The sequence below is a fragment of the Rhodococcus chondri genome (genome assembly GCF_036327435.1).
Taxonomy (GTDB): Bacteria; Actinomycetota; Actinomycetes; order Mycobacteriales; family Mycobacteriaceae; genus Rhodococcus; species Rhodococcus chondri.
The window spans coordinates 1-13186 of record NZ_JAUZMZ010000042.1 but is presented as its reverse complement, the minus strand read 5'-3'; the positions used below and the strand labels follow the sequence as shown (position 1 = coordinate 13186).

Sequence of the window (13186 nt, the reverse complement as noted above, 5' to 3'; positions counted from 1 at the left end):
TCAGAATCCCAGGTACGCGGTACGGAAGTCGCTGTCGAGGGCGAGTTCTGCGGCCGAGGTGGCAACGGTGATGCGACCGAGCGACAGGACGATCGCCTGATCGGCGATCGGGAGTGCGCTGTGCGCGTTCTGTTCTACGAGCACCACCGTCAGTCCGGAGCGGTCGCGCAGGTCGCGCAATACCGCCATGATGCGGTCGACGATGCGCGGAGCGAGACCGAGCGACGGCTCGTCGAGCAGCAGCAGTGACGGCCGCGCGACGAGGGCCCGGCCGATCGCGAGCATCTGCCGTTCACCGCCGGAGAGCTGGTTGCCGGAACTGGTGCGCCGCCGTGCGAGTGGTTCGAACATCTCGTACATCTCGGCGACGGCGCGGGTGGTGCCGGCGCGGTCCTTGCGCCACAGTCCTCCGAGACGCAGGTTCTCGTCGACGGTCAATTCGCCGATCACCCCGCGACCTTCGGGGACGTGTGCGACGCCGTGGCGCACCAGGTTCTCGGTCGGGACACCGAGCAGCGGTGTGCCCCCGACGGTGATGGAGCCCTGGATCGCGGGCAGTGTGCCCGAGAGCGCGCGGAGCAGCGTGGTTTTTCCGGCGCCGTTGGAACCGACGATTGCGGCGATCGTGCCGGCGGGAACCTCGAAGCTCACCTCGTGCAGAACGGGTACGGGACCGTATCCCGCCGTGAGGTTTTCGACCCGGAGCAGTGGAGCGCTCACGCCGCCTCCTGTCCGCCGAGGTAGGCGGCGGCGACCAGAGGATCGGATCGGATTTCGTCGGGTGTACCTGCGGCGATCACCTTGCCGAAGTCGAGAACGACGATGTGGTCGCACACCGACATGATCAGTTCGACGTTGTGCTCGACGAGCATCACCGAGCGTGACCCGCTCCCACGAGTGGGCAGTTGCCGGATCAGGGTTCGCAGGTCTTCGATGTCGGTGCTGTCGAGCCCACCGGCCGGTTCGTCGAGGAGGATCAGCGTCGGATCCGAGATGAGGGCGCGGGCCAGCGCGACCTTCTTCGCGACCGGGTAGGGGAGTGCCGGGGGCAGTGCGCCCGCGTAGGCGCCGATGCCGAATTCGTCGAGTAGTGCCGCGGCTGCGGTCCGGGCCGCGCGGTTGGTGCGGGTGCCGTACGGCAGTCCCAGCAGGCCGTTGACGAACGGCGCGCGGTGCGAGCGTGCCGCACCGGCGGCGACATTCTCGAGCGCCGTGAGCCCGCCGAAGAGGCCGAGACCTTGCAGCGTGCGTGCCACGCCGTGCCGCACGAGCCGGTGCGGGGCAGGACGCCGCGGGGTGCCGTCCAACGTCATGGTCCCTGTCCGGGGACGTAGGAAGCCGCAGACGACGTTGAACAGCGTGGTCTTTCCTGCGCCGTTCGGTCCCATGATGCCGACGACGGCGCCGGCCGGTACGCGGAGGGATACGTCGTCGAGCGCCACGATGCCCCCGAAACGTACTCCGATGTCGGTGAGTTCGAGCCGGGCGGGGAGTTCACCCCGGGTGTCGGTGGATTGCACAGACGGTGCACTTTCTCTCGAGGAGTTCCGGTAGTTCGGGCGTTATGCCGCGGATCGATGAGATCGGCGTCACGTTAGCGCGTCACGTTACAACACTGTGAGTGTATGTTTCTACTGTCCGAACGGATCGTTTTCGGAACTCGGATCATTTTCGAAGCAGAGGAGTCGAGGCAGTGGTCGTACCCAGCGCAGGAACCCCGGGCCGGTTGGCAGGGCGCGTCGCGATCGTCACCGGCAGCAGTCGCGGAATCGGGCTCGGAATCGCCGAGCGCCTCGTGGCAGACGGCGCGAAAGTGGTGCTCACCGCACGTTCACCCGAGCCGCTGGCCGACGCGGTGACCGCGCTCGGCTCCGACGTCGCGTGCGGCGTTGCAGGCAAGGCGCACGACCCCGCGCACCGCGACGAGGTGATGCGCTGCGCCGTCGACCGTTTCGGCAGGGTCGACATCCTTCTCAACAACGCCGGTACCAACCCGGTCTACGGCCCGCTGCTCGACCTCGACCTCGATGCCGCCCGCAAGATCCTCGAGGTCAACGTGCTCGGCGCTCTGGCCTGGACCCAGCGCTTTGCCGCCACCGCCGCCGAAGGTGGTGCGGTAGTGAATATCTCGTCGGTGTCAGCGTTCGCGCACTCTCCCGGGATCGCGTTCTACGGCGTGAGCAAGGCGGCACTGAACCAGCTCACCCGCTCTCTGGCCACCGAACTCGGACCCTCGATCTGCGTCAACGCCGTTGCTCCGGCCATCGTGAAGACCCGCTTCGCGGCGGCCCTGTACGAGGGCCGTGAGGAACAGGTCGCGGCGCGGTATCCGATGAATCGACTCGGTGTGCCCTCGGATGTCGCGTCGGCGGTGTCCTACCTGGTGTCGGACGAGGCCTCCTGGGTCACCGGCCAGGTGTTGTCGGTCGACGGGGGTGGCGCCGCACCGAGGCCGGAGTGAGCCCCGTCCCTTCCCGGGATCCGAGGCCTGCGCGACATCCGGTATGCCCCCGGCCGGGGCACTGGCACAATGCTGGACAGCCGAGCAACGAACGAGTGAGGGAGCGGTGGTGACGAGCACGTCGGATGGTCGGACCGCACGCGCGGAGCGCACCCGACGCGCAGTGATCGACGCGCACATCGCCTTGATCGAGGCCGGGGAACTCAAACCGACCGGCGCGCAGATCGCCGAACAGGCCGGCGTCTCCCTGCGCGCGCTGTGGGTCAACTTCAGCGACCTCGAGACGCTCTTCGCAGCGACCGGCGCAGAACTGCTGCGCCGCCAGGACGCCATGTTCGTGCCCGTCTCGCCCGGACTCGACCTGCCCGAACGCGTCGGCAAGTTCTGTGTGCAACGCGCGAAGCTACTCGAGTTCATCGCCCCGTACGCGCGGGCGGCGGCGCTTCGCGAACCGTTCTCGCGGGAACTGCGCACCAACCGCATGCGGCATATCGAGCGCGTCACCGACGAAGTCGAGATCCTGTTCGCCCGCGAACTCGCGCCGCTCCCGTCCGCACGCCGCACGCAGGCGGTGCAGGCCCTGGGGATCGCCAGCACGTGGGCGTCGTGGGCGGTGCTGCGCGACGAGTACAACCTCGCCGTCGCCGACGCCACGGTGGTGATGCGTCAGACGGTGGCCGCGCTGCTCGCCGCCGCCGTGCACGTCGCCCTCGGATAGCGGAGACGGCCTAGGCTGCCGTGCATGACGCCACGCACGCAGACGCCGGCCGGTATCGGCGAGGCCACCACACGCCGCCAGGTGGTCGCGTGGGGATTGTGGGATTGGGGGTCGTCCGCATTCCACGCGGTGATCCTGACTTTCGTGTTCTCGGTGTATCTGACGGATGCGGTGGGCGACGACCTGCCCGGATCCGTCTCGGCCGGTACGTGGCTGGGTTGGTCGCTGGGCATCGCTGGTTTCGTCATCGCCGTCACGGCACCGGTGTCGGGGCAGCGCTACGACGCGACGGGCCGGCGCAAACGCTCACTGGGCGTGCTCACATTCGTGACGATCGCGCTGATGGCCGCGATGTTCTTCGTCCGCGACGATTCTGGCTATCTGTGGCTGGGGCTCGTGTTGCTCGGAGCGGCCTCGGTCATCGCCGAACTCGCGCAGGTGCCGTACAACGCGATGCTGCGGCAGGTCTCCACCGAGGAGAACATCGGACGGGTCTCCGGGTTCGGCTGGGCTATGGGGTATTTCGGCGGTATCGTCTTGCTGCTGCTGTGCTATACGGGATTCATCGCCGGGGACGGCGACACCCGGGGATTCCTGGGAGTGACCACCGAGGCCGGCACGAACATCAGGCTCGTCGCGGTCTTCGCAGCGGTGTGGTTCCTGGTATTCGCGCTGCCGGTGCTGTTCACCGTCCCCGAGAAACCGACCGGGCAGCTCGACGAGTCGCGTCGTGCCGGACTCGTCGAGTCCTATCGCATCCTGTTCGCCGACTTGCGTGAGCTGTGGCAGGCGGACCGCCGCACCATCTGGTACCTCGGGGCGTCCGCGCTCTTCCGCGACGGCCTCGCCGGGGTCTTCACGTTCGGCGCGGTGCTCGCGGTGACCGTCTACGGGATCGGCGCCGGTGATGTGCTGCTGTTCGGTGTCGCCGCCAACGTCGTGGCCGCACTCGGTGCACTCGCCGCCGGACGCGTGGACGACCTGGTCGGGCCCAAGGCGGTCATCGTCGTGTCCCTCGCCGCGATGATCGCGATCGGGACGGTGCTGCTCGCCGTGTCCGGCCCTCTCATGTTCTGGATCTTCGGGCTGCTGTTGTGCCTGTTCGTCGGGCCCGCGCAGGCATCTGCCCGCACATTCCTTGCCCGCATCACTCCACCGGGACGCGAAGGGCAGATGTTCGGTCTGTATGCCACCACCGGCCGGGCGGTGTCGTTCCTGGCTCCCACCCTGTTCGGGTTCTTCGCATGGGGGTTCGCGGCCGACCGCGCCGGCATCGCCGGTCTGCTGCTCGTCCTGGGGATCGGTCTGGTGGCGCTGCTGGCCGTGCGCGCACCGGAGACACCCGCACGGACGCCATCGTCAGCCGGCGAGTGATTCGAGAATCCGCTCGGCGGTGTTGCGATGCCCGGCTGCGTTGGGATGCATCGGAATCGATTCGGCCACGGGGACGAGACCTTCCATCCAACGGTCGCCGGGTTCGGCGCACGCATCGTGCCCGACGGTCGACGAACCCAGATCGACGTACTCGGCATCCGCAGCGTGCGCCTGCTGCTCCATGACGGTGTTCAACCGGCCGATCTTGTCCTGCAGGTACGTCGCGTCCTGCGGCCACACCCGCTGCTCGGGGAAGCACCCGCCGGCGCGGATACCCGTGGGATAGCCGACGAAGACGATCCGCGCGTGCGGTGAGCGCTCCCGGATCTCGTCCGCGATCATCTCGTAGCGGGGAGCGAACGCGTTGATGACGGCGTCGACCCTGTCGGTACCACCGGCTGTGTTCGTCTCCGCGCACGACAGCCCGTCGGGCGGCGGAGACAGATTGACGCAGCCTGCAGCGAGTTGGACCAGACCGATGTCGTTGCCGCCGACGCCCACGGTGACCAGATCCGTGTCCGGGGTCAGCGCCTCGTACTGGGGTGGGACGGCGACGCCCCGGAAGGTCGGTTGCGGGTGTTCGAGGTGGGTGGACACCGCGCCACCGCAGGACACGTCGACGAAGTGGGGTACGTCCAGGGCGGCAGCGACGAGGGTGGGGTAGTTACTGCCCGATCGTCCGCATGCGTCCGCCGCCTGGGGCGGGATTCCCGGACCTGCCGTGAACGAATCGCCGAGGGCGACATACGAATCGTAGTGCGGAGCGGCCGATACGGACTGGGTCTCGGGCATGAACGTCATGCAAGCCGCTGTGGTGAGGGCGGAGCCGAGAACCCCCAGACGAGCGATTCCTGTACGCACGGCACTCCCGGTGATGTCGGCGGCCACTGGAAACCGGCGGCGTGTGCTGCCGATAATCCGACCGTGCGACCGGCCTGTCAAGGAATGCCGGTGCCGTGACGCGTGCGCTCAGGCTTTGAAGTACACGAGCTGGTGCGAGGTCGCGAGTGCCGTGCCGTCCGAGCCCCACAGGTGCGCCGACTGGTCGAAGTAGCCGTTGCGGAACTGATGGCTGCGCGCCGTGGCGAGCACTGCGCTGTCGGACTGGTCGGCGAGCGCCTCGGCGTCGGCGTGGAAGTAGATCGTCAGGGTCACCGTGCCCGCCGGCAGGACGTGGCCGCGACGCAGGAAGATGCGCGGAAAGAACACATCGCCCAGAGCTGCCAGCGCCGGGAAGTCCAGTGGGCGTGGCGGGTTGTCGCGAACCCACAGAGTGGTGGTCGAGTCCGGGTGCTCGCCCGCGTTCGGTTCGGGAATCGCGCCCTCGACGAACCGCATCTCGTAGTTGCGGCCCCAGGCGACGAAGTCGGGAAACGGCTGGGACGCGACATCTTCAACGGGCGGTACGGGAGGAGCCGGGTGTTCGGTCGACGACCACGTCGCACGCCGGGTGCCGAACACCGCGGTCGCGGTGGTCGCAACGGCGCCGTCCTGCGACAACTCGATCGACCAGTGCTGCGTCGAACGATTGGTGCGCACGGGACGGGCGACGATGTCGAAGGGTCCCTCTGCCACCGGTCCGGCAAAATTGATCGTCAGCGAGAGCGGAATGCCGAGGACATCCGGGTGCTGCTCGACGGCACGCAATATCGTGGCCGCGGTGATGCCGCCGAAGGGCCCCACCATGTTCGCGTACGCGGCATGGGTGTGACCGGTGAAGCGGTTGTCACCGGCGAAGACCAGATCGATCGCCTCGTCGAAGACATGGGTAGCTGCCGGGGACTCGGATTCGGGCATGCCTGCAATGCAAGCACACCGGGGATCGTCGGCGATCACTGCCACGGCATCGGGCAGAGTTGCTGGCGCGCCCGGTTCCAGAACGGGAAGAGTTCGACGAGTCCGGCATCCGGATGGTCGGCTCGCCCGACTTCGACGAACTCCAGGATGGTCTTCCCCGCGGTGTGTGAAAGCACGCAGGCCTGGAGGGCGAGCTTCGCGGATTCCGCGAAGCCGATGTTCTCGGCGTACGGGCCCAGATATTCCGAGTTCACGAAGTTCTCGAGGTTGTGTCCCGAGCGGTTGAACTCCAACTGAAGGCTGTAGTCGCACGGGTGTCGGAACAGTTGGGTGCACGTGGTGCGGCGCCCTTCGATGACGAACGAACTGTCCTCGAGTGGTCGTTCCGCCGACTCGGTCGACCCGTCCCGCGTCGCGTAGAACACCACCGCACCCAGTACGAGCAGCACCAGAATCGCGATCGCCGGACCCTTCGCTCGTCTCATCACGCAGGCCTTCCGCCGGCTACCGACACTTGCGAACGCGTGCGCGGACGGCGTCGGCGACTGCGCCCGGCGCCTCCTCTGGAACCCAGTGCGAGATGTCGGGCACGACGACGAATTCGTAGTCTGCCTCGACGAATTCGCCGCAGCGCTCGGCGGCTGCGGCCCCCATCGCCGAGTCGCCGGTGCTCCACACGTACGTGGCCGGTACCCGGACGGGGGGAATGTCGCCGAAGTCGCGCGTCATGGCGCGGTACCAGTTCAGTGCCCCGGTGAGCGCACCGGGCTCGCTCAATGTCCGGACGTACTCGTCGACCGCGTCCGACTCGACACCCTGCCCGTACATGGCCCGCAATCGGCGGGCGTCGTCCTCGAGCAGCACCGACTCCGCCTTGCCTTCCTCTCGGAGGAGCGCGAAGTACGACGAGCGGGCCTGCTGATCGGGATCGTTGCGCAGCGCCCATCCGAACGCCGCGGGATGCGGAACCGAGACCGCGGTCAGCGACAGAATACGGTCGGGGTGCCGGACGGCGGTCTGCCACGCGACCACGGCGCCCCAATCGTGGCCGGCCAGGTGTGCGGTGTCGAGCCCGAACGCATCGAGCAGACCGATCACATCCGTGACCAGCTTGTCGAGCGTGTACTCGGAGACGTCGGCCGGTCGCGCGCCGGGGGAGTAGCCCCGCTGGTCGGGCACCAGCACCCGCAGTCCGTGGTCGACGAGCGCGCGGGCGACCGCGTTCCAGCTGCGGCCGGTTTCGGGAAATCCGTGCAACAGCACGATGGGAGTGCCCTGATCGGGCCCCGCGGATCGGACATCGAAGGAGAGGTCGCCGAGCGTCACTGCGGTGGTCTCGAACATGCCGTCCACCGTACGGGCGGGCCGTCAGGCGCGGCGGGGTTTCCACGCAGCCATGCCCAGCATGATCAGGCGCATCTGTTTTTCTCCGCGTGCGACCACCTCGGCTTCGGCGGCGCCGCCGGGGCGGTCGACCGCGAGTAACTCGAGCACGACTTCGAGGACGGCGGTGACCAGCAGGTCGGCGGCCATCTCGAGGTCGTCGACGTCCCAGTCGGACAGGCCGGGTGTGCGCGCGAGGTCCACCGCCAATTCGCTGGTGAGCAACCGCAGTTCGGTTGTGATGGCGTGCGCCACAGTGGGCTGGCCGCCGTAGCGTTCGCGCGCGAGGAAGCGGAACGCACGCTCGTGTGCGCGGACTTCCCGGACGAGCACCGCGAGCGAGTCGCGGGCGTTCGCGGGCCCGGGGTTGCGTCGGGCGTCGCGCAGTAGCCCGCGCAGCACCCGCATGGTGTCGGCGGCGAGGGCGACGCCGAGTTCTTCCATAGAGCCGAAGTGCCGATAGAACGCGGTGGGCACGATTCCGGCCTGACGGGTGACTTCTCGCAGGCTGATCCCCGCGAAGCTGCGATCGCCGGACAGCTCCAGCGCGGTGTCGAGCAACGTCTGGCGGGTGCGTTCCTTGCGCGCCGCGCGGGTGGTCGGCTCGGGGGCGGGGGCTACGGACACCTCCCGAGTGTAGGCAGAGTTCCGCGCCGATCGGCCGACGGATGTAACCGGAGTCACAACGGGGTTGACAGGTTGGTGTTGCCGGCTGTCACACTGAGTTCAGTGCACGACTGTGCACTGACAGACGCGATTCGCTTCGAAAGGTGGACAGCCATGGTCGTGCGTCAAATCCCGCGTGTGTCCCCGATCCGGTCCCTGGCCAGAAAAGCGCTCGTCGCGACGCTGGAAACACTCTCGACGCCGCACCACCCGGACCGCTATCTCGAACTCGCCGACCCGTTGCTGGCCACGGCGACGAACCGCGCCCGGATTACGCATGTAGACCGGAACGCGGTCGGATCCGTGACACTGACTCTGCAACCGGCGCGGCCCTGTACGTTCACCCCGGGCCAGCATGTGCAGATCGGCGTGACGATCGACGGAGTCCGGCACACCCGCTCGTATTCGCCGGCGGGCTCGCCGCAGCACCGCGACGGCAGCCTCGTGCTCACGGTGGGACGGCACCCCGACGGGCTCGTTTCGGGCCATCTGTACGACCACGCACACCCCGGTGACGTGGTGGACATCGGTGACCCGGCCGGGGACTTCGTGCTCCCCGCGCAGCGCCCCGACCGGCTGCTGCTCGTCGGCGGAGGATCCGGCATCACACCGGTGCTGTCGATGCTCGACGCGCTCGCCGCCGAAGGGCACACCGGCGCGGTCACGTTCCTGTACTACGCCCGTACCCCTGCCCACGTGCCCCGGCGGGCCGAACTCGATGCTCTGGCCGAACTGCCCAACGTCGAAGTGGTCTACGCCTACACCAGGGCCGAGGGCGGGCATCTGCAGGGTCGCTTCGACCGAACCCACCTCGACGCGGTCGCGCCGTGGTTCGCGGATACACCGACTTACGTGTGCGGGCCGACCGGACTGGTCGATCTCGTCCGGGAGGTCTACGAGGAGGTCGGCGCGGCCGATCTGCTCCGTGTCGAGGAGTTCACCCCGCCCGCGTACGTCTCCGACCCGTCGGATGCGTCGGGTTCCGTGTCGTTCGCGGCCTCCGGCGTGGTCGCGGACAACACCGGCGCCACCGTCCTCGAACAGGCCGAGAACGCCGGTCTCACACCGGACCACGGATGCCGGATGGGTATCTGCCACACCTGTACCGCGGTCCGTGTCTCGGGCTGCACCCGCGACGTGCGCACGGGTGAACTCGACTCCGAACCCGGCACACGCATCCAGATCTGTATCAGCGCGCCGGTCGGCGACGTCGCTGTCGAAATCTGAACACCGAAACCACTGGAGGACACCATGTTCGGACTGTCCCTGCCTTCGATACCGTCACTGTCGTTCCTGCCCGGACTATCGTTCCTGTCCGGACGGAACTCCGACAGACACACCACTCCGGAACCGCTCGTGCTGACCCATGACCAGATCGAAGAGATCGGTCGCGAACTGGACGCTCTGCGCGAACGCACCGTCGCGTCGCTCGGTGCCGAGGACCGCGAGTACATCTACCGCATCATCAAGGCACAACGCGGCTTCGAAGTAGCCGGCCGCGGTCTGCTGTTCTTCGGACTCTTCCCGCCGGCCTGGTTGGCCGGAGTGGCATCGCTCAGCGTGTCGAAGATCCTCGACAATATGGAGATCGGCCACAACGTCATGCACGGTCAATACGACTGGATGCGGGAACCGTCGCTCAACTCCCGCACCTTCGAATGGGACACCGTGTGCCCGTCGGACCAGTGGCGGCACTCGCACAACTACATGCATCACACATACACCAACATCCTCGGGATGGACCGCGACATCGGGTACGGCATCCTGCGCATGGACCCGAACCAGCGGTGGCATCCCTACTATCTGGGCAACCCCCTCTACGCGACGGCCCTGATGCTGCTGTTCGAGTGGGGCGTGATGCTCCACGACGCCGAGGCGGAACGGCTGGTCACCGGCAAACGCAGCTGGCGCGATGTGATCCCGCTTGCGCGCGGCTGGTGGCGCAAAGCGCGTCGGCAGGTCCTCAAGGACTACGTCGCCTTCCCGCTGTTGTCCGGGCCGATGTTCGTTCCGACGCTCGTCGGCAACGCGGCCGCCAACCTGGTCCGGAACGTGTGGGCGTACTCGATCATCTTCTGCGGGCACTTCCCGAGCGGTGTCCAATCCTTCACCCAGGAAGAAACCGCCGAGGAGACCCGCGGGCAGTGGTACGTGCGTCAGATGCTCGGTAGTGCGAACATCACCGGTTCGCCGCTGTTCCACATCATGTCCGGCAACCTGTCGCACCAGATCGAGCACCACCTGTTCCCGGATCTTCCGGCCCACCGCTACCCCGAATTGGCCCCGCAGGTGCGCGCGCTGTGCGAGAAGTACGGCCTTCCCTACAACGCCCGGGGGCTGACCGCCCAGGTGGCATCGGTGTGGGGAAAGATCTTCAATCTCGCGCTTCCACCGAGCCTGGTGTCGCAGGAGCCGGAGGTCGCGGTGCTGCTCGAGCGGCGCCCGCAGGACGAGCGTCGGCGTGACGCAGAGAGTATTCTCGCGCCAGGCATCGTCTGAGGGGGTCCATCATGGTCGGCAAGTTCGAGCGCAACAAGGACACGATCCAGGAATTGACGGAATCCGCCGCGACACGGGTCGGCGCCATCGCCGGGATCATCACCGGTGCGGTCCGCGACGTGACCCGCGAAATCGGAGAATTCGTCACCGACGGCATCGAGATGCGCGAAGCCGCGCGTAAGGCGCGCAACGACGAGCAGTCCGGCGCGAGCGACGCTGCGCCGGAACCCGAGAAGTAAGGCTGCCCGCGTCGAACCGAAACAGGGCGGGCCTTTCCGGAACATATCCGGAAAGGCCCGCCCTGTTGCTTGTGAGGATTCGGTCAGATGACGCCCATTGCGAACATCGCGTCGGCGACCTTGACGAATCCGGCGATGTTGGCGCCGTGCACGTAGTCGCCCGGCTTTCCGTACTCGGCGGCCGTCTCGACGCAGCGACCGTGGATGTCGCGCATGATGCCGGCGAGTCGCTCGTCGGTGTAGTCGAAGTGCCACGAATCGCGGGAGGCGTTCTGCTGCATTTCGAGCGCGGAGGTGGCCACACCGCCCGCATTGGCCGCCTTGCCGGGGGCAAACGCGACGCCCGCTTCGCGGAACACGGAGATACCGCCCGGAGTGGTCGGCATGTTGGCGCCTTCGGCGACGACCTTGACGCCGTTGGAGACGAGGGTCTTCGCCGAGTCCTCGTCGAGCTCGTTCTGCGTGGCACACGGCAGCGCGATCTCGCACGGCACGGTCCAGACGTTGCCGTCGGGGAAGAACTCGGCGTCGGTGCGCTCCTCGACGTATTCGCAGATGCGCGCGCGCCGGACTTCCTTGATCTCCTTGAGGAGTTCGACGTCGATGCCGGCCTTGTCGTAGATGTAACCCGACGAATCCGAGCACGCGACAACCTTGCCGCCGAGCTGATGGATCTTCTCGATCGCGTAGATCGCGACGTTGCCGGAGCCGGAGACGACCGCGGTGCGGCCCTCGACGGAGCTGCCGACGTACTTGGCCATCTCGGCAACGAAGTAGGCGGCGCCGTAGCCGGTGGCTTCCCTGCGCACCTGCGAGCCGCCCCACGTGATGCCCTTGCCGGTGAGGACACCGGACTCGTACGAGTTGGTGAGGCGCTTGTACTGGCCGAACAGGTAGCCGATCTCGCGGCCACCGACACCGATGTCGCCGGCGGGAACGTCGGTGTACTCACCGATGTGGCGGTGCAGCTCCGTCATGAACGACTGGCAGAACCGCATGATCTCCTGCTCGGAGCGACCCTTCGGGTCGAAGTCCGAACCGCCCTTGCCGCCGCCGATGGGCAGGCCGGTGAGTGCGTTCTTGAAGATCTGCTCGAAGCCGAGGAACTTGACGATGCCGAGGTTCACGCTCGGATGGAACCGCAGACCACCCTTGTAGGGGCCGAGCACGCTGTTGTACTGCACGCGGAACCCGCGGTTGACGTGGACCTGGCCGCTGTCGTCGATCCACGGGACGCGGAAGATGATCTGACGCTCCGGCTCGCAGAGGCGCTCGATGAGACCGTACTCGAAGTAGCCCGGATGACGGTCCAGCACGACGTGCAGAGATTCGAACACCTCGGCCGCAGCCTGGTGGAACTCAGGTTCGCCGGCGTTGCGGGCTTTTACCTGTTCGTAGATCTCTGCGATGCGGTCCGAGGTCGACACGCCCACCTGCCTGACTGTGTGAGGATTCTGTAACACGGCTTTTACGACGAGAACTATAGGGCGTAACGAGTGCAAGTCGTTAACGCGGACGCAAGGTGGGAGAAGAAACACACGGCTTTCGGCGGGCCGCAGAGGTCGTCCTGAGGTAGAGGGGAGCGGGCATTCGCGGCACAAGGCGACGGAGTCATCCGTGGCGGCCGACCAGTCGTGCGACGAGTTCCGTCCGGCTGCCCGCACCCGTCTTGGCGTAGACGGACTTGAGATGGTCGTGCACGGTGTTCGGGGTGATGCCCCGGTCCTGGGCGATCTCGGCAGTGGAGTATCCGCGCAGCACACCGGCACACACGTCGCGTTCGCGTGCGGTGAGCGTGTAACCGGCGAACAGCAGCTCGGTGAGTTCGCCGTCCGCGGCGGGTTCGATGGTGACCGCCGTGCGGGATTCGTCGCCGTCGTCGGCCAATGCGGCGGCACGCACCACGACCCAGGATCCGCCTGTGTCGCACACGCGGGCCCGGAAGACCCCGGAGGTGCTCGCGCGCGCACCGAACGTCGCCGCCCGCATCAGCACTGCCAGCCGAGCGGGGCCCGCCAGCCGCTCCTCCCACAGGCGTATCGCGGGGGT

The 13186-nt window shown here is 67.4% G+C and carries 15 protein-coding genes; 6 read left to right on the top strand and 9 right to left on the bottom strand.

Features of this window, described 5'->3' with window-relative positions:
• Both Q8814_RS09720 and Q8814_RS09715 read right to left on the bottom strand, forming a co-directional pair.
• On the bottom strand, positions 1-720 hold the full coding sequence (locus tag Q8814_RS09720; protein WP_330151804.1) for an ABC transporter ATP-binding protein: 720 nt from the start codon (positions 718-720) through the stop codon (positions 1-3).
• Positions 717-1520 carry an ABC transporter ATP-binding protein gene (locus tag Q8814_RS09715; protein WP_330151803.1) on the bottom strand — a complete coding sequence of 268 codons (804 nt, stop codon included), beginning with the start codon at positions 1518-1520 and terminating at the stop codon, positions 717-719. The genes Q8814_RS09720 and Q8814_RS09715 overlap by 4 nt, the downstream gene beginning before the upstream one ends.
• A 173-nt stretch (positions 1521-1693) precedes the next feature.
• Between Q8814_RS09715 and Q8814_RS09710 the strand changes: the two genes are divergently transcribed.
• The 3 genes from Q8814_RS09710 (at position 1694) to Q8814_RS09700 (ending at position 4553) form a co-directional block, all read left to right on the top strand.
• Positions 1694-2461: an SDR family oxidoreductase gene (locus Q8814_RS09710; RefSeq protein ID WP_330151802.1), complete on the top strand. Its 768-nt coding sequence runs from the start codon at positions 1694-1696 to the stop codon at positions 2459-2461.
• A 109-nt stretch (positions 2462-2570) separates the two neighbouring features.
• Positions 2571-3179: a TetR/AcrR family transcriptional regulator gene (locus tag Q8814_RS09705; RefSeq protein WP_330151801.1), complete on the top strand. Its 609-nt coding sequence runs from the start codon at positions 2571-2573 to the stop codon at positions 3177-3179.
• Between the two features lie 24 nt (positions 3180-3203).
• Positions 3204-4553 (top strand): MFS transporter, encoded by a 1350-nt coding sequence (locus Q8814_RS09700; RefSeq protein WP_330151800.1) that lies wholly within the window; start codon positions 3204-3206, stop codon positions 4551-4553.
• On the opposite strand, the gene Q8814_RS09695 is transcribed toward Q8814_RS09700, so the two are convergent.
• The 5 genes from Q8814_RS09695 to Q8814_RS09675 form a co-directional block, all read right to left on the bottom strand.
• On the bottom strand, positions 4539-5345 hold the full coding sequence (locus Q8814_RS09695) for an SGNH/GDSL hydrolase family protein (protein ID WP_330151799.1): 807 nt from the start codon (positions 5343-5345) through the stop codon (positions 4539-4541). The genes Q8814_RS09700 and Q8814_RS09695 overlap by 15 nt on opposite strands.
• 177 nt (positions 5346-5522) lie before the next feature.
• Complete coding sequence (locus Q8814_RS09690; protein WP_330151798.1) at positions 5523-6350, bottom strand: acyl-CoA thioesterase; 828 nt, start codon at positions 6348-6350, stop codon at positions 5523-5525.
• A gap of 35 nt (positions 6351-6385) precedes the next feature.
• Positions 6386-6835, bottom strand: coding sequence for a hypothetical protein (locus Q8814_RS09685; RefSeq protein ID WP_330151797.1), 450 nt, complete (start codon positions 6833-6835; stop codon positions 6386-6388).
• 19 nt (positions 6836-6854) lie between these two features.
• Complete coding sequence (locus Q8814_RS09680; RefSeq protein ID WP_330151796.1) at positions 6855-7694, bottom strand: alpha/beta fold hydrolase; 840 nt, start codon at positions 7692-7694, stop codon at positions 6855-6857.
• 24 nt (positions 7695-7718) lie between these two features.
• On the bottom strand, positions 7719-8360 hold the full coding sequence (locus tag Q8814_RS09675) for a TetR family transcriptional regulator (protein WP_330151795.1): 642 nt from the start codon (positions 8358-8360) through the stop codon (positions 7719-7721).
• 153 nt (positions 8361-8513) lie between these two features.
• Here Q8814_RS09675 and Q8814_RS09670 point away from each other — a divergent pair, with 153 nt between their 5' ends.
• The 3 genes from Q8814_RS09670 to Q8814_RS09660 are packed head-to-tail and all read left to right on the top strand — an operon-like array spanning position 8514 to position 11137.
• Positions 8514-9626 carry a ferredoxin reductase gene (locus Q8814_RS09670; RefSeq protein ID WP_330151794.1) on the top strand — a complete coding sequence of 371 codons (1113 nt, stop codon included), beginning with the start codon at positions 8514-8516 and terminating at the stop codon, positions 9624-9626.
• A gap of 24 nt (positions 9627-9650) precedes the next feature.
• Positions 9651-10898, top strand: coding sequence for a fatty acid desaturase family protein (locus tag Q8814_RS09665; protein ID WP_330151793.1), 1248 nt, complete (start codon positions 9651-9653; stop codon positions 10896-10898).
• 11 nt (positions 10899-10909) lie between these two features.
• A complete protein-coding gene (locus tag Q8814_RS09660; RefSeq protein ID WP_330151792.1) occupies positions 10910-11137 on the top strand; it encodes a hypothetical protein in 228 nt (75 codons plus the stop codon).
• Between the two features lie 83 nt (positions 11138-11220).
• Here Q8814_RS09660 and gdhA read toward each other — a convergent pair whose 3' ends face one another.
• Both gdhA and Q8814_RS09650 read right to left on the bottom strand, forming a co-directional pair.
• Positions 11221-12564 (bottom strand): NADP-specific glutamate dehydrogenase, encoded by a 1344-nt coding sequence (gene gdhA / locus Q8814_RS09655; protein ID WP_330151818.1) that lies wholly within the window; start codon positions 12562-12564, stop codon positions 11221-11223.
• A gap of 184 nt (positions 12565-12748) precedes the next feature.
• Positions 12749-13186 (bottom strand): helix-turn-helix transcriptional regulator (locus tag Q8814_RS09650; protein WP_330151791.1); only part of this gene is annotated, 438 nt, incomplete at its 5' end.

Excerpts from the sequence above, each read along its gene's own strand:
- Q8814_RS09700 (WP_330151800.1), top strand. The coding sequence starts at position 3,204 with ATGACGCCACGCACGCAGACGCCGGCCGGTATCGGCGAGGCCACCACA.
- Q8814_RS09690 (WP_330151798.1), bottom strand. The coding sequence starts at position 6,350 with ATGCCCGAATCCGAGTCCCCGGCAGCTACCCATGTCTTCGACGAGGCG.
- Q8814_RS09685 (WP_330151797.1), bottom strand. The coding sequence starts at position 6,835 with ATGAGACGAGCGAAGGGTCCGGCGATCGCGATTCTGGTGCTGCTCGTA.
- Q8814_RS09660 (WP_330151792.1), top strand. The coding sequence starts at position 10,910 with ATGGTCGGCAAGTTCGAGCGCAACAAGGACACGATCCAGGAATTGACG.
- Q8814_RS09695 (WP_330151799.1), bottom strand. The coding sequence starts at position 5,345 with ATGCCCGAGACCCAGTCCGTATCGGCCGCTCCGCACTACGATTCGTAT.
- Q8814_RS09680 (WP_330151796.1), bottom strand. The coding sequence starts at position 7,694 with ATGTTCGAGACCACCGCAGTGACGCTCGGCGACCTCTCCTTCGATGTC.
- Q8814_RS09665 (WP_330151793.1), top strand. The coding sequence starts at position 9,651 with ATGTTCGGACTGTCCCTGCCTTCGATACCGTCACTGTCGTTCCTGCCC.
- Q8814_RS09670 (WP_330151794.1), top strand. The coding sequence starts at position 8,514 with ATGGTCGTGCGTCAAATCCCGCGTGTGTCCCCGATCCGGTCCCTGGCC.